Source organism: Halomonas cupida (assembly GCF_900142755.1).
In the GTDB taxonomy this organism is placed as follows: Bacteria; Pseudomonadota; Gammaproteobacteria; order Pseudomonadales; family Halomonadaceae; genus Halomonas; species Halomonas cupida.
Map to the genome: position 1 here is coordinate 269,934 of NZ_FRCA01000002.1, position 23,718 is coordinate 293,651.

Annotated in this window: 19 protein-coding genes; 12 read left to right on the top strand and 7 right to left on the bottom strand. The window is 60.7% G+C overall.

Annotated elements, in window-relative coordinates; genetic code table 11:
* Positions 1-40 precede the first annotated feature (40 nt).
* A complete protein-coding gene (locus tag BUE38_RS05430; RefSeq protein WP_073434012.1) occupies positions 41-328 on the top strand; it encodes a hypothetical protein in 288 nt (95 codons plus the stop codon).
* A 191-nt stretch (positions 329-519) separates the two neighbouring features.
* On the opposite strand, the gene pepN is transcribed toward BUE38_RS05430, so the two are convergent.
* The 4 genes from pepN to BUE38_RS05450 form a co-directional block, all read right to left on the bottom strand.
* Positions 520-3,153 carry an aminopeptidase N gene (pepN, locus tag BUE38_RS05435; protein WP_073434013.1) on the bottom strand — a complete coding sequence of 878 codons (2,634 nt, stop codon included), beginning with the start codon at positions 3,151-3,153 and terminating at the stop codon, positions 520-522.
* A gap of 162 nt (positions 3,154-3,315) precedes the next feature.
* Positions 3,316-3,696 (bottom strand): YbaN family protein, encoded by a 381-nt coding sequence (locus BUE38_RS05440; RefSeq protein WP_307725402.1) that lies wholly within the window; start codon positions 3,694-3,696, stop codon positions 3,316-3,318.
* A 247-nt stretch (positions 3,697-3,943) separates the two neighbouring features.
* Complete coding sequence (locus BUE38_RS05445) at positions 3,944-4,429, bottom strand: YajQ family cyclic di-GMP-binding protein (protein WP_073434014.1); 486 nt, start codon at positions 4,427-4,429, stop codon at positions 3,944-3,946.
* Between the two features lie 169 nt (positions 4,430-4,598).
* A complete protein-coding gene (locus BUE38_RS05450; protein WP_073434015.1) occupies positions 4,599-5,066 on the bottom strand; it encodes a GNAT family N-acetyltransferase in 468 nt (155 codons plus the stop codon).
* Positions 5,067-5,298: 232 nt separating this feature from the next.
* On the opposite strand from BUE38_RS05450, the gene BUE38_RS05455 reads away from it, so the two are divergent.
* From BUE38_RS05455 to BUE38_RS05495, 9 genes are all read left to right on the top strand, one after another.
* Positions 5,299-6,813, top strand: coding sequence for a RimK family protein (locus BUE38_RS05455; RefSeq protein ID WP_073434016.1), 1,515 nt, complete (start codon positions 5,299-5,301; stop codon positions 6,811-6,813).
* 59 nt (positions 6,814-6,872) lie between these two features.
* On the top strand, positions 6,873-7,484 hold the full coding sequence (gene cobO / locus BUE38_RS05460) for a cob(I)yrinic acid a,c-diamide adenosyltransferase (RefSeq protein ID WP_073434017.1): 612 nt from the start codon (positions 6,873-6,875) through the stop codon (positions 7,482-7,484).
* Between the two features lie 101 nt (positions 7,485-7,585).
* Positions 7,586-7,906 carry a hypothetical protein gene (locus tag BUE38_RS05465; RefSeq protein WP_073434018.1) on the top strand — a complete coding sequence of 107 codons (321 nt, stop codon included), beginning with the start codon at positions 7,586-7,588 and terminating at the stop codon, positions 7,904-7,906.
* Positions 7,907-8,436: 530 nt separating this feature from the next.
* On the top strand, positions 8,437-9,783 hold the full coding sequence (locus tag BUE38_RS05470) for a UDP-glucose dehydrogenase family protein (RefSeq protein ID WP_073434019.1): 1,347 nt from the start codon (positions 8,437-8,439) through the stop codon (positions 9,781-9,783).
* Between the two features lie 9 nt (positions 9,784-9,792).
* On the top strand, positions 9,793-11,388 hold the full coding sequence (locus tag BUE38_RS05475; RefSeq protein ID WP_234986781.1) for a glycosyltransferase: 1,596 nt from the start codon (positions 9,793-9,795) through the stop codon (positions 11,386-11,388).
* A 20-nt stretch (positions 11,389-11,408) separates the two neighbouring features.
* Positions 11,409-13,220 carry a PilZ domain-containing protein gene (locus BUE38_RS05480; protein ID WP_234986782.1) on the top strand — a complete coding sequence of 604 codons (1,812 nt, stop codon included), beginning with the start codon at positions 11,409-11,411 and terminating at the stop codon, positions 13,218-13,220.
* A 58-nt stretch (positions 13,221-13,278) separates the two neighbouring features.
* Positions 13,279-14,205: a polysaccharide lyase gene (locus BUE38_RS05485; protein ID WP_174788048.1), complete on the top strand. Its 927-nt coding sequence runs from the start codon at positions 13,279-13,281 to the stop codon at positions 14,203-14,205.
* 28 nt (positions 14,206-14,233) lie between these two features.
* The gene (locus BUE38_RS05490) at positions 14,234-15,526 is read left to right on the top strand and encodes an alginate lyase family protein (RefSeq protein WP_073434020.1); all 1,293 of its coding nucleotides are present in this window, start codon (positions 14,234-14,236) and stop codon (positions 15,524-15,526) included.
* Positions 15,527-15,549: 23 nt separating this feature from the next.
* Positions 15,550-18,225 (top strand): tetratricopeptide repeat protein, encoded by a 2,676-nt coding sequence (locus tag BUE38_RS05495; protein WP_234986783.1) that lies wholly within the window; start codon positions 15,550-15,552, stop codon positions 18,223-18,225.
* A gap of 50 nt (positions 18,226-18,275) precedes the next feature.
* Here the strand turns inward: BUE38_RS05495 and BUE38_RS05500 are convergent, their stop codons facing one another.
* Positions 18,276-18,752, bottom strand: coding sequence for an AAC(3)-I family aminoglycoside N-acetyltransferase (locus BUE38_RS05500; protein WP_073434186.1), 477 nt, complete (start codon positions 18,750-18,752; stop codon positions 18,276-18,278).
* A gap of 304 nt (positions 18,753-19,056) precedes the next feature.
* Here BUE38_RS05500 and BUE38_RS05505 point away from each other — a divergent pair, with 304 nt between their 5' ends.
* Both BUE38_RS05505 and BUE38_RS05510 read left to right on the top strand, forming a co-directional pair.
* Complete coding sequence (locus BUE38_RS05505) at positions 19,057-20,079, top strand: purine-nucleoside phosphorylase (protein WP_073434021.1); 1,023 nt, start codon at positions 19,057-19,059, stop codon at positions 20,077-20,079.
* A 133-nt stretch (positions 20,080-20,212) separates the two neighbouring features.
* Positions 20,213-21,376 carry an alpha-hydroxy acid oxidase gene (locus tag BUE38_RS05510; protein WP_073434022.1) on the top strand — a complete coding sequence of 388 codons (1,164 nt, stop codon included), beginning with the start codon at positions 20,213-20,215 and terminating at the stop codon, positions 21,374-21,376.
* Positions 21,377-21,501: 125 nt separating this feature from the next.
* On the opposite strand, the gene BUE38_RS05515 is transcribed toward BUE38_RS05510, so the two are convergent.
* Together BUE38_RS05515 and BUE38_RS05520 are read right to left on the bottom strand one after the other, a co-directional pair.
* Entirely contained in the window at positions 21,502-22,563 is a 1,062-nt protein-coding gene (locus BUE38_RS05515; protein WP_200802140.1) for an NAD-dependent epimerase/dehydratase family protein, read from the bottom strand.
* A gap of 169 nt (positions 22,564-22,732) precedes the next feature.
* Positions 22,733-23,611 (bottom strand): LysR family transcriptional regulator, encoded by an 879-nt coding sequence (locus BUE38_RS05520; RefSeq protein WP_073434023.1) that lies wholly within the window; start codon positions 23,609-23,611, stop codon positions 22,733-22,735.
* Positions 23,612-23,718: the final 107 nt, after the last annotated feature.

Consider the following 23,718-nt stretch of genomic DNA (forward strand, 5'->3'; position numbering starts at 1 on the left):
GGCTAGAATAGCGCCCCCGGAATTCAAGGATCCCCTATCCATGGAAGACATCTTCACCTGGCTTGGCGAGACACTCGGCCACCTGATTCGCTTCATTGTCGATGGCCTTGGCGCCATCTTCTCCGGCCTCGACGACGCCGGTGCCGGTTTCATCAACGGCCTGTCCAGCTCATTGGGCATTGCACCGTCCTTCTTCAGCCTGGCGCTGCTGATTCTCGGACTGTTCATGCTGTGGCGAGCGATCCGCGCCGCCATGCACCGCTCGGTCGTCGCCGCGCTGGTCTGGACGCTACTGGGCCTGTTGGTGCTGTCGACGTTGATGGCGTGAGGAGCAAGCCTCGAGCGGCGAGCCCCGAGCAACGAGCTGCAAGCAGCTCGGAGCTATAAGCCATAAGTTATAAGCGGTAAGCTCCCCCAAAGCTCGGTAGCCGGTGGTGCAGTCTCAATCCTGCACCACACGACTTATAGCTTACGACTGACAGCTTACAGCTCGCCTTGCGCCCCCGGGCGCAAGGCGCGTCAGGCCAGCGCTTTGGTCACCACTTCATAGAGGTTGGGCGACAGGTCTTCCTGACGGATACGCTCGAGCTCCGCCTTCATCAGATCCTGACGCTGCTCGTCGAAGCGCTGCCAGCGGGTCAGCGGTGTAATGATGCGAGCCGCGATCTCGGGATTCAGACGGTTGAGCTCGATGACCACATCGGCCAGCAGACGATAGCCTTCACCGTCGAGACGATGGAAATTGATACGGTTCTGGCCAGCGAAGGCACCGATCAGGGCCCGTACCTTGTTGGGGTTCTTGAGCGAGAACGCCGGGTGCTGCATCAGATAACGCACACGCTCCAGCGCATCCGGCTGCGGGCGAGTCACCTGGAGGCTGAACCACTGATCCATGACCAGGGTGTCGTTGGCCCACTTCTGGCCGAACGCCTTGAGTGCAGGGTCAGCGATGTCGGCACGCGAGCTGTGCACAAGTAAAGTCAGCGCATGACGCACATCGGTCATGTTGTGATCGGCATCGAACTGGGCCTTCGCTGCCTCCACGCCCTCTTCATCCTCGATACTCATCAGATATGACAGCGCCACGTTCTTCAAGGCACGCTGACCGATCTGTTCAGGTGTCGGCTCATAGGCAGCATCGCTCTGGTTCGCGCGATACACGGCCAGCAACTCGTCGCGCAGTTCCCGGGCCAGTGACTGACGCACGAACTCACGCGCCGCATGAATGGCATCCACATCCACCAGCGGCTGTTGTTCGGCAATATAGGCTTCGCTGGGCAGTGTCAGCATTTCGGCCAGCACCGCCTTGTCATTCGTATCTTCCTCGAGCAGAACACGGAAGGCGTCAACCACACGGCTATCCATGACCTTCTCGACACCATTGCGGTGCGCAGCAATCAGGTCGTCCAACGCCAGCAGGGTCAAACGCTGACCGGCATCCCAACGGTTGAAGCCGTCGCTGTCATTGGCCAGCAGGAAGGCCAGGTCTTCACGAGAATACGGGAAGGCAAGCTTGACCGGTGCCGAGAAGCCACGCAGCAGCGAAGGAATCGGGGCTTCATCGACGTCGGTGAACAGGAACTCCTGCTCCTGCTCACGCAGATGCACCACCGCGTCCGTACCCAGCGATTCGCCATCCAGCGTCAGCGGCAGGTCGCGGCCACTCTTGGTGCCCACCAGGCCGAGACGTACCGGGATATGCAACGGCACCTTGTCGGACTGTCCCGGTGTGGCCGGCGTCCGCTGGCGCAGCAACAGGCGGTACTGGCCATTGGCATAATCGTACTCGCCGAAAGCATCAATCTCCGGGGTACCAGCCTGACGATACCAGTGCATGAACTGGGTCAGATCCAGCCCCGAGACCTCAGCCATACAGGTCACGAAGTCCTCGATGGTCACTGCCTGGCCGTCGAAGCGCGAGAAGTACAGGTCCGAGCCCTCGCGAAACTTCTCTTCGCCCACCAGGTTGCACAGCATGCGAACGATCTCGGCGCCCTTCTCGTAGATGGTCAGGGTGTAGAAGTTACCGATCTCGATGTACTGGTCAGGACGCACCGGGTGAGCCGTCGGGCCAGCATCCTCGGCGAACTGGGCAGTGCGGAAGAAGGAGACCTCCTCGATGCGCTTGACCGGTGCGGAATTGACATCGGCCGAGAAGCTCTGATCACGGAAGACCGTGAAGCCTTCCTTGAGCGACAACTGGAACCAGTCACGGCAGGTGACGCGGTTACCGGACCAGTTATGGAAGTACTCGTGGGCCACGATGCCTTCGACCCGCTGGAAGGTGGCGTCAGTCGCGGTCTGCGGATGGGTCAGCACCGCCGCAGAGTTGAAGATGTTGAGCCCCTTGTTCTCCATGGCGCCCATATTGAAATCGTTCACCGCCACGATCATGAATAGATCGAGGTCATACTCGCGGCCGTAGGCCTCCTCATCCCAGCGCATGGATCGCTTGAGCGACTCCATGGCATGTTCGGTCTTGCCGAGATTCTCTTCCTCGACCCAGATCTGCAGCGTGACCTCACGCCCACTCATGGTGGTGAAGTGGTCCTCGACCTTCTTCAGGTCACCGGCGACCAACGCAAACAGATAGCAGGGCTTGGGATGCGGGTCCTGCCAGGTCACGAAGTGGCGACCATTGGGCAATTCACCGCGCTCGACAGGGTTACCGTTGGACAGCAGTACCGGTTCCTGATCACGGCCACCGATGACCGTGGTGGTGAAAGTTGCCATCACATCCGGGCGATCCGGGTAGAAGGTGATGCGACGAAAGCCTTCTGCCTCGCACTGGGTGCAATACATTCCACCAGACTGATAGAGGCCTTCCAGCGCCGTATTCTCACTGGGAGCGATCTCGACCTCGGTGTCGAGAATGAACTGTTCGGGGACCCGGTGCACTCTGAGCCCGTTATCGCTCTGCTCATACTCGTCGGCGTCGAGCGCCTGACCGTCGATGGCAATACTCTTGAGCACCAGTGACTCACCATCCAGCCACAACGGCTCGCCTGCCTCACGCTCCGGATGACGCTCGAGGTGCAGACGTGCCTTGACGCGCGTGGCACCGGGATCAAGGTCGAAGGTCAGCTCGGTACGTGTCACACGATGGGCAGGCGGACGATAGTCGCTCAAATGAATCGGCTGGGGTTCGGACATCAGTGATGCTCCAGTTCAGAAAGGTCGTAAGCATTGTACGGTGCCTGAGCACCGATGCTCAAAGAAGTGTGCTTGAAGAAAAATGTCACAGAACAATACGCAGCGCAGACCAGCCTCGTTGGTGCCGGGGCTGGGCAGAAGTGTCCGCCAGAGACGAAGGCGTCAGGATGAGGATACGGGTTCGGGGCGGGTCATGATCCAGATGGCCAACCCCATCAGGCCAACAATCAAGGCAACCTTCAACCACATCAGAGAAACGGTGAAGGCCAGAATGATGATCGAGATGCCCAGCATGGTCATGGCCAGCCATTTGGCATGACGCGGGATGGCACCCGACTCCTCCCAGGCCACCACGGTCGGGCCGAAGCGCGGATGGGAGCGAATCCAGTTGGCGAACCGCGGCGACCCCTTCGAGGCTGCCCACACCGCCACCAGCATGAAGCAGGTAGTGGGCAGCAGCGGCAGGAAAGCACCCAGCACCCCGAGGCCAAAGCTCAGCCAGGCCAGAGTGAGATACAGGGCGCGTCTGACAGGTCCGATCACAGCACCTCTCCCCTTGCCTTCATCCATCAACATAACCTGATTGAAGCTGATTTCCGCCTCGAAGGCCAATGGTCCCAAACTATCAAGGTGTTAGCCGTAAGCCGTAAGCCGTAAGCGACGGAGTGTCGAGCTGCGAGCCGTCCAACGCACGACTGATAGTGACATGTCCGTGAACCAAACTCTGCTCCAGGGTCGGGGTTACTTACAGCTTAAAGCTTAAGGCTTGATCGGTCCGCTTGCGGGCCGATCAGTCCCGGAAGTTATCGAACTGCAGCGCCAGTTCGGGGCCCTGCTCGCCACGCAGCAGCGCCATGATGCCCTGCAGGTCGTCGCGCTTCTTGCCGGTGACACGCACCTTGTCGCCCTGGATCTGTGCCTGGACCTTGACCTTGCTGTCCTTGATCAACTTGACGATGTCCTTGGCTTCCTTCTGATCCAGGCCCTGCTTGAGCTTGACGTTCTGGCGAGCCTTGACGCCGGACAGCTCGGGATCCTGGATATCCATGACACGCGGATCGATGCTGCGGGCAACCAGCTTGTTGCGCAGCACATCAAGCATCTGCTGGAGCTGGAAATCGACCTCGGCACTCAGGGCGACGGTTTCATCGTTGAGTTCGAAACTGGCATCGACGCCACGGAAATCGAAACGCCCCTGCACTTCGCGATTGGCCTGATCCACCGCATTCTGGGCTTCATGGCGATCAAATTCAGAGACGATGTCAAAGGAAGGCATGCAAGGCTCCTGCTGCGCGAGAGAAAGCCGCTATTCTACCAGCATGCCGTCACGGTCACTATGTTGGTCAAGAAAACCGGGCGTTGGCCAAGAAAACCAGGGGTTGGCCAGGAAAACCGGGCGTTGGTCGAGGACACGGGGCGGTCGAGGAAATGGGGGGGCCGTGGGATCACCCCGCCAATTGTTCGACAGCGAGGACCTTGCGCATCCGCCAGGCAGCACAGCCATCCTCGTAATAGTCTTCCACCCAGCTCATGAGTCGGAATCCAGAGCGTCGATACATCGCCAGGGCGGTGCGGTTGTCGGCGCGCACTTCCAGCGTCAGCAGACGACAACCAAGATCGGGGCACAGCCCTTCAAGCGCCTCGAGCAACTGGCGCCCATATCCATGCCCCCGTGCGGCGGGAGCGATGCCCAGCGAATAGAGTCGCGCATTGTGACTGTTGCGTCGCAACAGCAAGGTGCCGTAACCCAGCAACTGCCCTTCGGCCTCGACCACCAGCGTCCGCGCATTGGCGCGATGAATCAGGTGCCATAGCTGACGCCTCGAGAAACGATCGCCATTGAAGGCCTGTTCCTCCAGATCAACCAGAGCATTGAGATCACTCCCCTGCGCGGGGCGAATCGAGGCGGACATGAATGGAAGTTTCCTGACTCAGTGAGCCCCAGAGTGAGACTGTGGGCTGGTACAACGACAAGCGGCTTATCGGCATTCTGCCGCCTGACCAGGATCACTGTCAGCCACTATGAACGTGAAATCATTTCACGTTCATCCCAGCTTGTGCAGCCTTCAGCTCAGGTGCATTCTCTGCGCAACCCGGCGGCGATATTTCGTCGCCCCTCCGGGGTTGCTCGAGGAATTTACCGTGATGTGCTCGTTACGGATTGTCGTGGATCGTCACGACGACTGGCGCCCCTATTATCCCACCGATGATCTGATCGACGCCGATGGTTACCTGTCGCGGACCGAGGCCGACCACCAGCATCAGGTGATCAACCTGTGCTCCGATCTCGACTATCTGGGCACCGGCTACTATGTCTCGCTGCTGGCCCAGGCTCGTGGCGATCGTGTCCTGCCCAGCGTCGATACGCTCAACACCCTGCGTCGCAAGTCGACCACCGACATGCAGCTGGAAGGACTGGCCTCCATACTGGAGGAGCTGTCGCGTAACCCCGAGGCTCAACAGTTGCCGGACACTCTCGGCCTCAAGGTCATGTTCGGTGAGTGTGCTGAGTCACTACTGGCACGCCTGGCACGTCGACTGTTCGAGCGTCTGCCCTGCCCGTTGCTGGATGTGCGCCTGGTTCGCAAGTCGAATACCTGGCGCCTCAGCCGCATCAAGCCGCTGCGCCTCAAGGATCTGCAAGGTGTGGAGCAGGACCAGTTTGCTCGTGCTCTCAACCGTCACTCACGCAAGATATGGCGCACTCCTCGCGCAAGGCGCCGCTATCGTTTCGACCTGGCGATGCTGGTCAATCCCGAGGAGCGTCTGCCGCCCAGCAACAAGGGGGCACTCAAGGCATTCATCCGCGCCGGTCGTCGTCAAGGCATTGATGTCTCGCTGATCACCCACCGCGATGCCGGCCGTCTGGCGGAATTCGACGGACTCTTCATCCGCGAAACGACGTCACTCGATCATCACACCTGGCGCCTGGCTCGGCGGGCCGAACATGAAGATCTGGTAGTCATCGATGCCCCGCAGGATATTCTGCGCTGTACCAACAAGGTTTACTTGCATGAGTTACTCCGGGCTCGTGGTATTCCTGCCCCTAACGGACAGCTGCTGAAGAAGGCATCGGCAACCCGGCTACTCGCCCAGGCCGAGCGGCTTGACTACCCGCTGGTGCTGAAGATTCCCGACGGCGCTTTTTCCCGGGGCATTGTCAAGGTGACCTCGCCGGCGCAACTGGTGGAGGAAGCCACAAGGCTGTTCGCTTCTTCCGATCTACTGTTGTTGCAGGAATGGCTGCCCACCGAGTTCGACTGGCGCATCGGCGTGCTCGATGGCAAGCCACTGTTTGCCAGCCGCTACTTCATGGCACGTGGTCATTGGCAGATCTATGACCATTCCAGCGCGCGGGTGAAGAGTGGTGGCTTTACCACTCACCCTGTGGAGGATGTGCCACGTGCCGTGATCCATACGGCGCTGAAGGCCACCCGCCTGATCGGCCAGGGCCTGTATGGCGTGGACCTCAAACAGAGCGGCAAACGAGTCGTGGTCATCGAGGTCAATGACAATCCCAATATCGATGCCGGCATCGAGGATGCGGTGCTTGGCAACCAGCTCTACGATCGAGTGATGCAGGTATTTCTCACCCGCATGGAAGCCAGACGTCACCACCTGGCTCGCTCCCTGCCGGGCCGCCAGACCAGCGCAGGCTGACGTGGGCTGGCGTCTGCGCTACGCTGCCAGATCTCGTTCACGGCGCCGGAGGCCTTCCCATGACAGATCACGACTCGCAAAGGAATACTCGACACAAGAAGGCCATGCAGAAACTCAAGTCCCATGTTGATGAGAAAGTGGCCGCCGCCGACGAGGAGCGCGGCTTGATGCTGGTCTTCACCGGCAATGGCAAGGGCAAGACCACTGCCGCCTGGGGCACTGTCACCCGCGCCCTGGGTTACGGCTACCGGGTTGCCGTGGTGCAGTTCATCAAGGGACTCTGGGAGTGCGGTGAACGCGAGAAGTTGATGGCCGACGACAATCTCGAGGTTGCCATCATGGCCACCGGCTTCACCTGGGATACCCAGAATCGTGAGAGCGATACCGCCGCCTGTCTCGAAGTCTGGGAACAGGCCGAGCGTATGCTGGCAGACCCGGAAGTCTATCTGGTGGTGCTCGACGAGATCACCTATATGCTCAAGTTCGGCTACCTGGACATCAAAAGAGTGCGCAACGCCCTGAACAACCGTCCAGCCGAACAGACGGTCATCATTACCGGTCGCAACGCCCACCGCGAGCTGGTGGAGATGGCCGACACCGTGACCGAAATGAACGAGGTCAAGCATGGCTTCAACAACGGCCTGAAGGCACGCCGCGGCATCGATTTCTGATCTGGCGTCGATTGATCCGCCATCAACTGATTTTCCACCATCTGATCTGCCACCTACCGCGCGTACGATATATTAACCCGGCATGCTGTCATGTTGGGTTAATGGCGGCACAGGGACGTGCCGCCGTCGGTCATCAGGCCGACGCGAGACCGCACCACACCAGCAGATCCGCGCATCTGCGCCAGTGGGATGCGGACGACAATCAAATCGATCAGGATGAGCTATTTGATTGCCATGTTATTAACCCGGCATCCTTTTATGTTGGGTTAATAGCGGCACACGGACGTGCCGCCGTCGGCCATCAGGCCGACGCGAGACCGCACCACACCAGCAGATCCGCGCATCTGCGCCAGTGGGGTGCGGACGACAATCAAATCGATCAGGATGAGCTATTTGATTGCCATGTTAATAGCTCGGACTGATGCTCAAGCGTCAGCCCGAGCCAACACCTGGGTGCCGAATCATCCCCGAACCACTGGCCTCATGCTCCCCAGGTGTCATTGCCCTGTTTCCTGTCACCCGCTGCGAAGCCGCGCTTGTGGTCGATAATCTGTGTGTCTGCCATCCCCGACGTAGCCGACCGCATACACATATCATGCTGTTTTAATTGATATTTAATACTCATCCCGAATTTACGTCGCCCACTGGCGACGTATTTGGCGCAACGGCGTCTGTCTTCTTTGTCGGAACCATCGCCTCCCATCAAATAAAACACTGTTCACAAACAAAAATTCCGTTGCTGGATCAGTTCTTGCACCTCATCGCTACCAAACACGCGGTCCAGGCCTCGTTGCCCGGCTAGATGCCCGGACGAGCGCCGACTACCGCCCCCAGTGACGCCCGCCGCCGGCTACGGTATGCGCCTCCAGCGCATGCCCTGGCCGGTGCCGGTCGGCGCCTGACGCAGCAACTGGGAGCCCCTTTTGACTGAAGTGACGCGAGGAGGTCATTGATGAAGATCACCATTCATGGTTCCGGCTATGTGGGACTGGTTACCGGCGCCTGCCTGGCAGACGTGGGACATGACGTCGTCTGTGTCGATGTGGATCAGATCAAGATTGCCAGCCTCAAGCAGGGTAACGTGCCAATTCACGAACCAGGTCTCGAAGACTTGATTCGCTACAACCTGGAAAGCGGTCGTCTGCGGTTCACCTCCAACCCGGAGGAAGGTGTCGAGCATGGCTTGTTACAGTTCATCGCCGTAGGCACGCCCCCCGATGAAGACGGCAGCGCCGACCTCACTCATGTGCTCAAGGTGGCACGCAGCATTGGTCAGCACATGGGTGATTACCGAGTCATCGTCAACAAGTCGACGGTACCTGTCGGCACTGCCGACCGGGTCCATCAGGCCATTCATGAAGTGCTTGAAGACCGCACGGAAACACTGGACTTCGATGTCTGCTCCAATCCTGAGTTCCTCAAGGAAGGCGCCGCCATCGAGGACTTCTCGCGCGGCGCTCGCATCGTGGTCGGCAGCGAGTCCGAGCGGGTTCAACGACTGATGCGTGAGTGCTATGCCCCCTATAGCCGCCAGAAGGACAAGCTGATCTTCATGGACGTGCGCAGCGCCGAGCTGACCAAATACGCCGCCAACGCCATGCTTGCCACCAAGATCAGCTTCATCAACGAAATCGCCAACCTGGCGGAAAGCCTCGGTGCCGATATCGAGCAGGTCCGTCACGGGATCGGCAGTGACCCGCGCATCGGTTATCACTTCATCTATCCCGGCTGTGGCTACGGTGGCTCCTGTTTCCCCAAGGACGTCAAGGCACTGGCCCGGACCGCTGGCGAAGTGGGCGCCCCGGCTCAGCTGTTGCATGCGGTGGAAGAGGTCAACGAAGCCCAGAAGTCGCGCCTGTTCGACAAGCTCAAGCAGGCCATGCACGGCAACCTCAAGGGACGCACCATCGCCCTCTGGGGACTGGCATTCAAGCCCAATACCGATGATATGCGCGAGGCCCCCAGCCGCACCTTGATGGAGCAGCTATGGGCGGAAGGTGCGCGTGTTCAGGCCTATGACCCTGAGGCTTCCGCAGAGTGCCACCGCCTCTATGGCGAGCGCCCGGATCTGTGCCTGTCCCGCCAGCGTGATGCCGCTCTGGAGGGTGCGGATGCCCTGGTCATCTGCACCGAATGGAAGGCGTTCCGCAGCGTGGATTTCGAATACATTGCCCGAACGCTCAACCATCCGGTCATTGTCGATGGCCGCAATCTCTACTCGCCGGAAGACGTCAAACGTGCCGGACTCGACTACTACGCCATCGGGCGCGGTGACTCTCTGCGTCCGACCGGCCGCTGAGGTCACGCCATGTCGAATCTCCCCAGGCATGTTTCCGTGGCCAGCAAGGCCACGGAATTGACGGTACTGCTGCTGATGCTGGCCCTGCTGATCGTGTTGATCAGTGAGTTGCCACGCGAGATCTTCTCGACCGAGTCGAAGAGCTTCTTCTTTGCCATCGGTGCGGTCGGCAGTTGGCGTTACAGCTGGTGGTTCATCCAGGCCCTGCGCTCGGTATGGTACAACCGGCGAATCTTCCCGCGCATGCGTGCCGAAGCCGATGCGCTGGGCGAGTCGGGTCTGCCACCCGAGCTGTACGTTCTGTGCACGTCCTTTCGTATCGACCCTCCGGTCTGCTACCGCGTCTATGACGCCCTGATCCGCGAGGTTCGGAATTACGGCGTCCCGACCACGATATTCGCCTCGGTCTCTGATCAGACCGACGTCGATATCATCGGCCATGTCCTTCAGGACCACGGCTGGCCGGCCAACATCGAGCTGCGTTACATGTTCCAGAAGGGCGACGGCAAGCGCTCGGCCATGGCCGAGGTATTGCGAGCCATCTCACGCCGTGCGCCGGCTCCCGGGGCGCTGCTGATCTCCATGGACGGTGACATCCTGCTCGAACCGGACACCCTGGAACGCTCACTGTCGTTCTTCGCCCTGCGCGATGACCTTGGCGCCTTGACCACCAACAACAGCGCCATTGTCACCGGTACTGATGCTACCGCCGAGTGGTACGACCTACGCTATGCCCAGCGTCATCTGGTGATGAGCTCCATGTCAGTCTCCGAGCGCCTGCTGGTGCTGACAGGACGCTACAGTGTGTTCCGTGCAGACCTGGCCACTCATCCGACCTTCATCGAGATGGTCGAGAACGATCATGTCAATCACTGGCGCTTCGGCAACTTCAAGTTCCTCTCCGGCGATGACAAGTCGACCTGGTACTGGCTGCTGAAGAACGGCTGGAAGATGCTCTACATCCCTGATGTCTTCGTCACTGGCTTCGAGGAGCTACCCGACCGCAAGCGCTTCTTCGCCTCGACCACCGATCTGATGCGGCGCTGGTACGGCAACATGCTGCGTACCAGCGGACGCGCTATCGCTCTGGGCCCGAGGCCCATGGGGCTATTTACGTGGTGGAGCCTGGTCGACCAACGGCTCTCGATGTGGACGACCTTGATCGGCCCCAGCGTAGCGATACTGGTAACCCTGTTTATCCGGCCATCCTTCATCTTCGTCTATGCCCTGTGGATTCTGATGACCCGGGGTATCTCGACGTTGATTCTGGCCTGGCAGCGTGGGCGTTACAGCCTGCTGTGGATACCGCTCATCTATTACAACCAGGTCTACGGCGCGCTGCTCAAGACCTGGGTGAGTTTCCGCTTCAACCGCCAGAAGTGGTCTCGCCAGGGTATTTCCGCCGGTGAACCCGACTCCCTTGCCGCCGCTCGGCGCCAGCGACGCATGGGGCACCTCCTGCATGGTTTCCACGTCTGCCTGATGGTCTTCGTGCTGCTGCTGGCCACGGGGGTGCTCAAGGCACCCGACCGCGTGTCCCTGCAGATTCTCGACCCCGGCAAGCCGACACCTGCCAGCGCGCCAGCTCCCCATGAGAGCCCCTGATCAGACACAAGGAATCCGCCATGAGCGACTATTTCGCCAACGACAATGATATCGAAACCCGGGATATCGAAACCCGGGATATCGAAACCCGGGATCCTGAAGCCCGAGCCCCTGAAACTCGAGACTTTGGGACTCGAGCCCCTGACAACCGCGATTTCGACTCCCGTGCCCTCCCCCGCGACTCGGACCACCGTGATCTCGGCATGAACAGACATGACGACCGTGGGTCCGGCCCTTATGGCCGGGCTGGAGCCGACCGCTCCTCACGAGCCGCCATACCGGCCCACTTCAGTGGTGGGCGCCGCGAGGATGGTGAGCGCCGTGAACCCCACCTGTCGGAAGAGCCGCCTGCTGCCGATACCGCCCCCCATGAGGCTCCGGCCAGCACAGGTGCGCCACTGTCCCATGAGCGCCGCGATGAGCGCCGCTTCATCCGTGTGAATGCCAGCTTCGAGGTACGCTTCGAGGACGGGAACCGCTTCCGAGGCGTCGACGTGAGTCAGGGCGGATTCGCCCTCGAGACTCCGCGCCCGATGCGTGACCAGGCCCGAATACGTGGTGAACTGGCCATCCTTACTTCAGGTACCGAACTACTGGTTCCGGTAACGGCTGAATGTCGCCATTGTCAGGCTCAACCTGGCCGTAGAAGCCACTATATCGCTGGCTTCGAGATCCTGGATATCAGCCCCGCCCATCTCGAGTTGCTGCGTCAGGTCGTGCGCGCTCACCTCTCGGGGCGCCCGCTGGATGTGCAGAACCTGCTGCAGGGCGAGGATCCCCAGACTCCGCGCAAGCGACGTAGCACCGGGAGCGCACCGCAACCCATTCAACGGCCTCCCAAACCACTGGGCCGTTACGTGGCGTTGTTCATGGCCTTCGCCGTGCTGGCTGTGGTCGCTGCCGCCACCGCCTACCGCAACTTCATGTTGATCGAGCCCAGCTTCGCTGCCGTGACTGCACCGCGTATCGATATTCGCGCACCGAGCCCCGGCATCCTCATGGCCCACGACCTGCAGGCGGGGGACAGCGTGGCCCGTGACGAACGCCTGACCCAGGTGAAGGACGTAGACCTGGAGTCGGATCTGATTCTGGCCGAGGCGGCGCAGCGCTATAACTCCCAGTTGATCGAGAACCTCGAAGAGAGCATCGACAATTCCAGCGGTCAGGATGTCAGCCTGGCCAACTCCGCCGAGCCCGCCAATGGCGAGTCGCTGAGCTTCGAGAACGTTTCTCCTGACGTGGCCAAGGCGCGTATTGAACAGTTCGAGACCGCACGGGACTTCCAGAGCTCTCGCCTGACAGCCCTTCAGGCACGTCAGTCACAGAACGAGATCTACAGCCCCTGCGACTGCCTGGTGGCCTGGGCACTGAGTAGTGCTGACGGCACCTATATCAACGAGAGCGAGAAGATCATGACCCTGATTCGCACCGGCGAGGACGAGGTGATGGTCGAGGCGCTGGTGCATATGGAAGACATCGCACGTATCGAGCCGGATCAGTTGGCCTACATCTCGCTGCCGAATACCACTGGCCCGATCAGCGCCCGAGTTCGCAGTGTGGCACTGGATATCGAGCGCCAGCCACGAGCCGGCTTTCCCAGTTGGGTCCGTCAGCAACAGAACGTAGCCAGCGTACTGCTGGTGCCTCAGCAGCCGATCCCCGTCGAGGCTGTCGGTACACCGGTCGATGTGCGTTTCACCGAACAGCCGATGCTGGGGGCCACCGCTGAATGGATCTGGCAAGGCGGCCGTGCCGTCTTCCAGGGCGCCAGTCAGATGCTTGGTCTGGCTGACGATGAGACGTCGCAGGACCCACAGCAAGCCGCTCTGTAATTCATCTTTCATACTGCGCTCCCGCGAAAGCCGGGGCGCAACAACAGGGACAAGCTTCATGACATCAAGATTCATGCCTTCAGGATCCGCACTATTGCAGGCCCTGCTGTCCAGAACAGTACCCCTGAAAACCGCAACCGGAATGGGCTTGCTGGCCCTGCCATTGATGGCTGGCCTGTCGTTCAACGTGCAGGCCGATGACGATCAGCCTCAACTCAATGTTCCCGCAGTGGCACCCTGCTCCGCGCGCATGCCATTGGTGGCCGCCCCCTCTCCATTACCGACCAGTGCCGATGCCCATCAGGCAATCCGTGCAGGTTTCTCGACCGATCGCACCTGGGGTACTGAAGAGAATGTCGACCTGCTCAATGACGGCACGGCTACCGCCCTGCGCGTGACCTATCCCGAGGACACCTCCTCTCCGGGTGATACCGAGGTCGGCGGCGCCGGCTTCTACTCCGCCCCGCCAGCGCTCCAGGGGCGTGACCATGCCTGCCTGAGCTACCGCGTTCGCTTTGAATCGGGCTTCGATTTCGTCAAGGGCGGCAAGCTGCCCGGGCTGTATGGCGGCGAGGCACCCAGCGGAGGTGACGAGGTGACCGGCGAGAACGGCTTCTCGATGCGCTACATGTGGCGCGAGCAAGGCGCCGGAGAACTCTACGAATACGTCGTCAACAAGGACGATGATGACTATGGCGAGTCCGTCGGTCGCGGACAGTGGTATTTCCCCAGTGGTCAGTGGGTTCAACTGGAACAGGAAGTCATCCTCAACGACCCGGGCCAGAGCAATGGCGTGGTACGCGTGTGGGTCGATGGCCAGCCTGTGCTGGAACAGCAGGGGTTGGTGTACCGCACCAGCGACTCGGTGCATATCGATGGGCTGATGTTCTCGACCTTCTTCGGTGGACACGGCGAGGAGTGGCGCACACCTCGTGACCAGCACGCCGACTTTGCCGACTTCCGTATCCATGCCCCGGCCTCCTGAGCACATGTCCTGTCGAGGAGACAACTTCATGCTCACCAGAGCCATCACAGCGTGGCAATCACCACCATCAAGGCACCCGCTACAGCGGGTGCTGGCACTGACCTTCGCGACTCTGCTCGCTGCACCAGTCAGTGCCATGACCCTTGATGAGCGCGCCGAGCTGGATCTCAGTGACTATCGTGTCACGGATTCCGACGCCTCGTATGTAGACCTCGGTTCTCGCATCGAGGTACTGCGCCATACCGAGAACTCGATCCTGCTGCAGGAGCGTGACCAGTTGGCCAATGGCCCCAGCTGCCAGCAACTACTGGCGCTGGAGCCGATTACCACACGCCTGCGCATCCCCGGCTATTACCCCAGCCCGGAAGCCTGGGAGCTGGCATCCGAGCCACTGTTCCAGTTCGAGGACAGTGTCTCGATGCTGGCGGGTTCCTATGTAGCCACCGGCGACCAGTACTACGCGGAATGCCTGGTTTCCTTTCTCGACAGGTGGGCACAGCATGATGCACTGATGGACTTCCACTATGACCCTATCGAGCCTCAGGCCTGGTTTGCCACCGAATCGATGATCTTTGCCGCCGGCATGGCCTACTCCCTGGTTCGCCCACAGATCGAGGCCTACACCGAGGAGCGCAAGCGCATCGAACAGTGGCTCAACGAACTGGCGCATCGACATGTCGAGATTCCCGGCCAGGAAGGCAACAGCTGCTGCAACAACCACTTCTACCGTAGGGCACTGTACGCCAGCGTGATCGGTGTGCTGACCGAGGACAATGAACTGTTTCGCTTCGGTGTCAGCGCCATCCACTCGGCACTCTCGGACATGACGGAGGAAGGAGCCTTTCCGCTTGAGGTCGCCCGTGGCCGACGTGCTACCCATTACCAGAACTATGCCCTGCTCTACCTGATCACCAACATGCAGGTCATCGCCCGCCAGGGCTATCCGATCTTCGACCTCGAGGTCGATGGCAAGGACATCCATGACGCAGTGGATTTCGCCCTGCGCATCTTCAAGGATCCCGTTGCCCTCGGCGACATGGCACCGCTCGAGCAGTACACCGGATTCCTCAAGGACAACCAGTACTTCTCGTGGATGGAGATCTACCAGCGTCGTTTCCCGGACGCCCGTATCGAGGAATTCCTCCAGCAGGTGCGGCCCATCTACAACCGCAGTGCCGGTGGCTATATCACCCTGTACTTCATGGATGAAGCCGCCCAGCAGCACATCGTGATCAACGACGAAAAGCGTGAAACCCAGGCCTTCAAGGGTCTGGAAGGCTCCGTGGACTCTTCCGGGCAGGACGCCAGTGCATCCGATTAATCCAGTTGACAAGCGAGGCTGATGTGAACACCAGATTCCAGACTTCCCTGCGACACCCCCTGTGCAGTCACCTGCACCACCGTCGACTGCCACTGACGACGTCGGTGGCCATGATGATGATGCTCACTGGCTGCGCTGCCCCCTCGACTCAACTCGCGGGTCCGGGTACAGCTCCCCTGCCCCCCCAGTACGAGGCCTGGTTCGACTACGAGCCGCCACTCAATCCCGACTGGGTTCAGAAGAACACCATCGAGGAAGCCCGCCAGATGGTCGAACAGGAGCAAACACCTCAGGCCATCGCCAAGCTCAAGGGGGTGGCCGATCAAGGCATTCCCCAGGCGTATTACGAACTGGCCAAGATCTACGACCAGGGGAAAGGTGTCGAGGTCGACAAACTCAAGGCCGAGGAGTATTACAGCGAAGCATTGCGTACGCCGTCCTGGATCCACGGACAGGCGGCGCTGAACCTTGCTCGCCTGTATACCGAGGACGACAGTGTCCCCAATCAGCCACTACTCGCCTGGTATCTGCTGCGCGATGCCCAGGAAAACCAGGTGGGCCGCGATGAAGGCGTCCGGCTGGCTCAGTTGCTGTCGCGTGGCGCGGAAGGTATCGAGGCCGATCCAGAGCAGGCGCGCCAGCTCTACCAACAGGCCGCCGAAGCCGGTAACCCCGATGCCATGAAGGCATTGGCCGAAGCCTGGCATGACGGCGGTTGGCTACCCAGCGATGCCACCCTTTCGCAGCAGTATGCCGAACAGTACGCAGGCGAGCTGCGCAAGCAGGCCAGTGCCGGCGATGTCAATGCGATGAAGAAGCTGGCTCGCCTCTACGCCGAGGATGGCCTGATCAATGATCCGCAGCAGAGCGTCCACTGGATGACCCAGGCGGCTCAGGCCGGTGATACCTCGGCACTGTCTCAGGTCGGTCGCGATATGCTTGATGGACGCAGCCCGGAACGTGGCATCGAGCTACTGACCCAGGCCGCCGAAAATGGTGATGTCAGCGCCATGGAGCGCCTCGGCAAGGTTCTGCTGGAAGGCGACGGTATCGCTCCACGCCCACGAGAGGGTCAGCAGTGGCTGGAAGCCGCGATCGCCGAAGGCTCCGTCAACGCCACCACCACGCTAGGCCGAGCACTGCTGTCCGGCGAACACCAACCGGCCCAGCCCCACCGTGGCATTACACTGCTCGAAAGCGCCGCCCGCGAGAACGATGCCCTGGCCATGACCGAACTGGCCCGGGTCTACCTCGATGACGAGCTGGTACCCACCCAGCCTTTCATGGCCGCTGATTACCTCGAACGCGCCCATGAAATCGGCCACCCCTACGCCACCGAACTGCTGGGACAGATCACCCTGGAAGGCCGAGGTGTTCCCGCCAATCCCGGCCGTGGTGAAGCGCTGCTGCGAGAAGCCATCGCCGCAGGCCAGACCGGTGCCATGCGTACTCTGGGCGAAGCCTATCTGCAGGAAGATGGCCCTCTCCCCTATCACCCCAGTGAAGCGGAAAAGCTGCTGACCGAAGCCGCCAATGCCGGTGATACCACCGCACAGACCCGGCTCGGTGAAGCCATGCTGGCCGGCCAGTTCGGAGCGGCTCAGCCCGAACGTGGCCAGCAACTGCTGGAGGAAGCGGCAAATGCTGGCGATGCCTATGCGATGGTCGTGCTGGGCCGTGCCTATCGCGAAGGAACCGGTGTGCCCCGCGACCTCACCATGGCGACCGATTGGCTGCAGCGCGCCGAGCAGGCAGGCCACCCATCCGCCGCTGCCGAGCTTGGCCGGACCCAACGGGATCGCGGTCAAAGTGGTGACATCAACGCCTTGATCGCTTCGGCTCGAGACGGCCACATCGCCTCAATGGCCGACCTTGGACGTGCCTATCTCAATGGCGAGGGCGTGCAACGCAACCCCGCCGAAGCCAGCCGCTGGCTGGAGCGCGCAGCACGCCAGGGGCACCCCGGTGCCGCCGCAGACCTGGGCCGAATGTATCTGGACGGTAATGGTCTCGCACGCGATGCCGCCCGTGGGGCCGAGTTCCTCAAGGTCGCCGTGGCCGGAGGCCATTCGGGCGCGCGTGCCGATCTGGGGCAGTTACTGCTGACCGGAAACGGTGTGGAAGCCGACCCCGAGCGCGGTAAGCGTCTGCTGGAGGAGGCCGCCGCGACCGGTAACGAGTTTGCCGCACAACGCCTTGGCGAAGCTTATCTCACGGGTGAAGGACTCTCCGCAGACCCAGAGCAGGCACGACATTGGCTGCAGCAGGCCAGTGATGCCGGCAGCCTCGCCGCTCAAGCGCAACTGGGTACGGCCTTGATTCGCGGGGATGAAGGCATTGCGCAGAATGCGGCCGAAGGCCAACGCCTGCTGACCGCAGCCGCCGAGCAGGGTAATGCCGGCGCCCAGGCCGCCCTGGGGCGCGAGTACCTGCGTGGCGAGAACATCGACCAGGATGTGCGCAAGGGGGCGGACTATCTGCTCGCCGCGGCACGTCAGGGACATTCCTCGGCACGGCTGGCGCTGGCCAAGGCCTGGTTGACCGCCAACGGGCTGGAAAATGCCAACCGCGAACAGGCACTGCTGTGGCTGGATGAAGTCATGGACGGCGGCTCACAGCTGGCCTCCCAGACCCTCCACGACCTGCTCTCTGATGAAGAGACTCTGTCGGCGATTCCCGCAACCATGGATGACAACTGACGCATCACCGGGACCGGGCCAGCTGATCGAAGCAGGTCGGCTGGCCCCTATCAGCGCTCTATCACGGAAATGGGGATATCAAAATGCACGACATCCTCCCTTGTGCCCAGACCTGTATAGAGCGCTATTGCCGGCTCGTCGCCCAGGTCTGCCTGTACGAAAACCACGTAGGCCCCACGCGCTGCGGCGATCTCTCTGAGCGCCTGGATCAGGGCCGTCGCAATCCCCTTCCGTCGGTGTCCTGAGGCAACGGCAAGATCGTAGAGGTAGATTTCACTGCGTTCCTGCTCGAACTTGTGCAGCTCATAAGCCGCGAGTCCGCCCACGACCTCATCATCCTTCAAGGCAGCAAGCGCGATGAAGGTGTCGCCGCCGAGCAGCCGCCGGAGGTAGTCCGCCCGGGGCCTGGCACGACCATAGGTCTCCACCTCCTCGAATGCCTCGCCGAAGGTGCTCAACAGGGCATCCATCAATGTCAGATCGTCGGCTGTCAGCCTGTATATATGGTAGGGCCAGCAAGGCTGCATCATCTGGAATCCCCTCTACGAAGCTCGATACCAGCCCAGTATAGCCGGGGAGTTCCGGTCCCCCGGACAGTCAGCTACGACGTAGCTCTCGCGATACACACCAGGCCGGGTTCAAGGTGACAACAGAAACTCGAGTACTGTCTCCACGAACTCGACGGGGTACTCGATATTCGATAGATGTACAGCCGGCAACCGGCCCCCTCCACTGCTCACGCACTCTCCAACATTCTTCCAAAGCCCAACAGACAACCGACAAGCAACTGACTAGACTGACCTTTCTCGTGTTTCTTCACCAGGGTCCACCATGTTTCCTACCTTCAAGCGCGCGGCGCTTCCACTGGCGACTGCCGTCGCCGGCCTTGCTCTGACCACCACAGCAATCGCCCATGACGATAGCGACCCGATCCCGGTCAAGGTGTTCATCGCCAGCATGTTCGAGATCGGTGACAACACCGGTGACCGCGCCGGAGAGTTTCAGCGCTGGTACGAAAACTACTGGCAGAATGCCGAGCCGGTGGAAGTACGAGGCGCCACTCATGAACTCTACTGCAACGATGCCGGTGTCTGTGGCTCGGTACTTGGCATGGGCAAGGTCGCGTCATCGTCTTCGATGCAAGCGATTCTGCTCGACCCGCGTTATGACTTTTCCGATACCTGGTTCGTCCTCAGTGGTGTTGCCGGAACGCCCCCGTCTCAGGGCACCATCGGCATGGTCAGTTGGGCGACCTGGCTGGTCGACTATGATCTCGGTCATCGCTGGGCAGCGGAGGAAGGCAAGCCCGGAGAGCCCCTCTTTCAGCCGCGCGAAGGTTACGAGGACATTCGTGTCTACCAGCTCAACCCGCAACTGGTCGAGCGTGCCATGGCGTTGAGCGCGGATACACCATTGGAAGACTCCGAGTCTGCCCGGCAGTACCGCCAACGCTATCCCGATGAGATGGCCCGCCGCACGCCCTTCGTCCGCACCGGAACCCACATGACCGGTGATACCTTCTTCCATGGGCCCGGCCTTTCCGCCGAAGCCCAGTACATGACCGAGCTGTATGGGGCCGATGACTACGTCATCACCGAGATGGAGGCCGCCGCCATTACCCAGGTCATCGATCGACTGCACGGCACCGAGCGCATCATGAGTCTGCGTGGCGCTGTCAATTTCGATCAGGGCAACCCCAACGAGACCACTCAGCAACACCTGGACCCAGCGCCGGGCAACACTGCCGGGGGCTTCGCCGAAACCGTCGCCAACATCGAACTTGTCGGCTCTCGCGTCGTTGATGACATCGTCGATCACTGGGATCAGTGGCAGAACGGCGTCCCCACCGACTGACAGCACCTGGACAAGGACAGGTAGCTGGATAACGTTCTGACATCGTCTTGATGCCCTGCCCGCTGGAACCGCGACGCACCTGAGGCTTTCGGCCAGGGCGGGGCATTGCATCTTCTATACCTGTGGAGCCCCTATGGTCATTACTTGCGTTGAAGATCTGCAGCGTCTGGCACGCCGTCGTGTTCCCCGGATGTTCTACGACTACGCCGACTCCGGCTCATGGACCGAAAGCACCTACCGAGCCAATAGCGCAGACCTCGCCAGCATCGGTCTGCGCCAGCGGGTCATGGTGGATATGGACAACCGCAGCCTCGAATCCACCATGCTCGGTCAGAAGGTCAGCATGCCCGTGGCATTGGCGCCAACCGGGTTGACCGGGATGCAACATGCCGATGGCGAGATTCTTGCCGCCCGGGCCGCGGCAAGGTTCGGCGTCCCCTTTACCCTCTCGACCATGAGCATCTGCTCCATCGAGGATATTGCCGAGCACAGCCCGGAGCCTTTCTGGTTCCAGCTCTATGTGATGCGTGACCACGATTACATCAATCGCCTGATCGATCGAGCCAAGGCAGCAGAGTGCTCCGCGCTGGTACTGACCGCCGATCTGCAGATCATCGGCCAGCGCCACAAGGACGTGATCAATGGCCTCACCGTTCCACCCAGCCCCACCGTACGCAACATCCTGGACATGGCGACCAAATGGCGCTGGTGCTACGGCATGCTCAAGACCAGGCGACGTACCTTCGGCAATGTCGCCGGGCACATTGGTGACGCCCATGACCTGGCATCCCTGTCCCACTGGACGACCACCCAGTTCGACCCGAAACTCAGTTGGGACGACGTCAAGTGGATCAAGGATCGCTGGGGAGGCAAGCTGGTGATCAAGGGCATCATGGAGCCCGAAGATGCCGAAAAGGCGGTGGAAGCCGGTGCGGATGCGGTGATTGTATCCAATCATGGGGGGCGCCAGCTCGACGGCGCGGCTTCGTCGATCCAGGCACTACCGGATATCGTCGCTGCCGTCGGCAACCGTACAGAAGTGCATATGGATGGCGGTATCCGGTCAGGACAGGATGTCCTCAAGGCCGTGGCGCTTGGCGCTCAGGGTGTCTACATCGGACGTGCATTCCTCTACGGGCTCGGCGCCATGGGGGAGCAGGGAGTGACCGAATGCCTGAACATCATCCACAAGGAACTGGACACCACCCTGGCGCTGTGTGGGCTGCGTGATATCCAGCAAGTGGATATCAACCTACTGCGTCCGGGAACCTATCCCACCCCCATCTACGAGGCCTGACATCGACAGGCATCACACCAGTGGTCATCACAACCAACAGGGCTGACGCAGTCTGTATGAGCGGCAGCCCTGTTGGTTGTGAACAGCGTATCAACGCGCGACTCCTCACTCGGGTAAAGAAACCTCTATACCAGGTTTCGCTCGATCATCTGCACGAACATGTCCTCCATCGATTCCTGCATGGGCCGATAATGGAGCCCCAGGTCACGTCTGCTACGGGTATTGTCGGCCCGCCAGGGATGCCCGACATTTCGCGCCACAAAACGGCGTGACACGCCGGTCATCATTGGCACGAACAGCATCGCCAGCCAGCGCGGCAAGACGCGCGGAGGAAGCGGATATGTCCTGCCGAAACGCTCGCGCAGCACTCGGCCCATCTCGTAGAGATCAGTATCGTGACCACTGACGATGTAGCGCCCGCCACCACCTGGCAGACAGGCTGCCGCGACATGCGCCAGCGCCAGGTCGCGCACATCGACCACTCCGATGGAAAACCGTGGCGCTCCGAATCTGGAAGTCCCATCCGCGAGTTGACGGACGATCCTGAAACTCTCCGATGTGGGGTTGGCATTCAATGACGGACCGATCACCAACGAAGGGTTGATCACTGCCAGTTGCCATTGCGACTGCTGCCCAGCGATCTGCCAGGCCTCGCGCTCGGCAACGACCTTGGACCAGGAGTAGGGCTGGTAATCCAGTGAGGCCGTAGTGTTCCAGATATCCTCGTTGAGCCTGCCACCCGACGCATCTCGACACTCGATGGCATCGGTATAGATGGCCGCACAGGAACTGGTCAGCACCACACGCTGTACTTCCGGCGTCCGCGTGGCCTGTTCGAGAACATTGCGCGTGCCCATCAGCGCCGGCTCGATCAACTCACGCTGGGGATCGTCGACCTCGGTGATGAAGGGTGACGCCGTGTGAATCACCACACTACACCCCGCCATGGCCTCGGCCCAGCAGTCGGGATTCAGCAGGTCTGTCTGAAACAGCACCAGGTGGCCTGGGCTATTGGCCGCAATATCGCGCAGATGCCCAACCTTTTCCTCGTTGTCCGGATCCCGCACAGCGGCGTGCACGCTATGGCCGGCATCAAGCAGTTCCTTGACGATCCAGCCTGCAACATAACCGGTAGCTCCAGTCACCAGCACCGGACCATTACTGTCCCGGCTGTCTGTCATTGCCATCTGCCATCTCCTTCTACCATCTTCTTCAACCATCTTCTTCAACCATCTCCATTGCCCGAGCGGGGAAATCACCACATCCGACCAGGATAGACCATTCGCTACCCCAGGACTCTTGCCCTCATGGTTGTGGCTCCCCCTCTGCTTCCAGTTTCGTCCTCCCGTACAGACTTCACGAGTCGTCTGGCATGGCATCACGCACGGCCCGGATAAAGGCCCGAAGACGAGCGGATTCGCGCAGGTGTGGTGGATAGATCATGTGGATGACTCGCCCGTCATTCTCCTCACCTTCCAGCAACCTGACCAGGCGTCCATCAGCCAGTTCACGATCGACCAGATACTCCGCAACACGCACGATGCCTCGCCCTTCCAGCGCCAACTGCTTGAGCAGACGGTGATCATTGATGGCCATCGAGCCCGAGATATCCATCTCTCCATTCCTGAACGACCAACGATCATGGCCGACGAACCTCAGGCAATCGTGGTCGACCAGTTGATGCCGCTGCTCCGGCGTTCCCCTTCGGGCCAGGTACTCGGGGGCGGCACAACAGACGGTGGCATAATGCCAGAGTGGCAGCGCCACCATGTTCTGCGGTGGCGACAGCGTCGATCGAAAGGCCAGGTCGAAGCGATCCCGTCCCAGATCATGACTGGTGTAACTGACATCAAGATGTATCCTGAGCTGCGGGTGCTCACGCTGGAAGGCATGGCAGACATCGAGCAGAAAGCGCTCGGCGAACAGCACCGGGGCCGTAATATGCAGCTCGCCGCAGAACCCCTCGCGGGAATGGGCCAGTTCCCGTTCCAGATCAACCAGACTGCCGCGAACCCCGGCCATGTGCCGATAGACCATCAAACCTTCCTCGGTCAGACGGACACTGCGCGTGGAGCGAATCAACAACGCCGTGCCCAGCTCCGCTTCCAGGCGTCGGATCTGTTCGGACAGATAGCCTCTAGAAACCTCGAGCGTTTCTGCTGCTCGAGAAAAACTCAGCGCCTCCGCCACCTCAATAAAGAGCATCAGACGCTCGGCCTTCTTGTGTTCACGCACCGGCAGACACCATCAACTGTTGGCTATTTCCATCATTGTGAATCTCATTGTTCACTATACCAAACAGTCTTTTTACTCATCAGGCTTCCGTGCCGACTGTTAGAGTG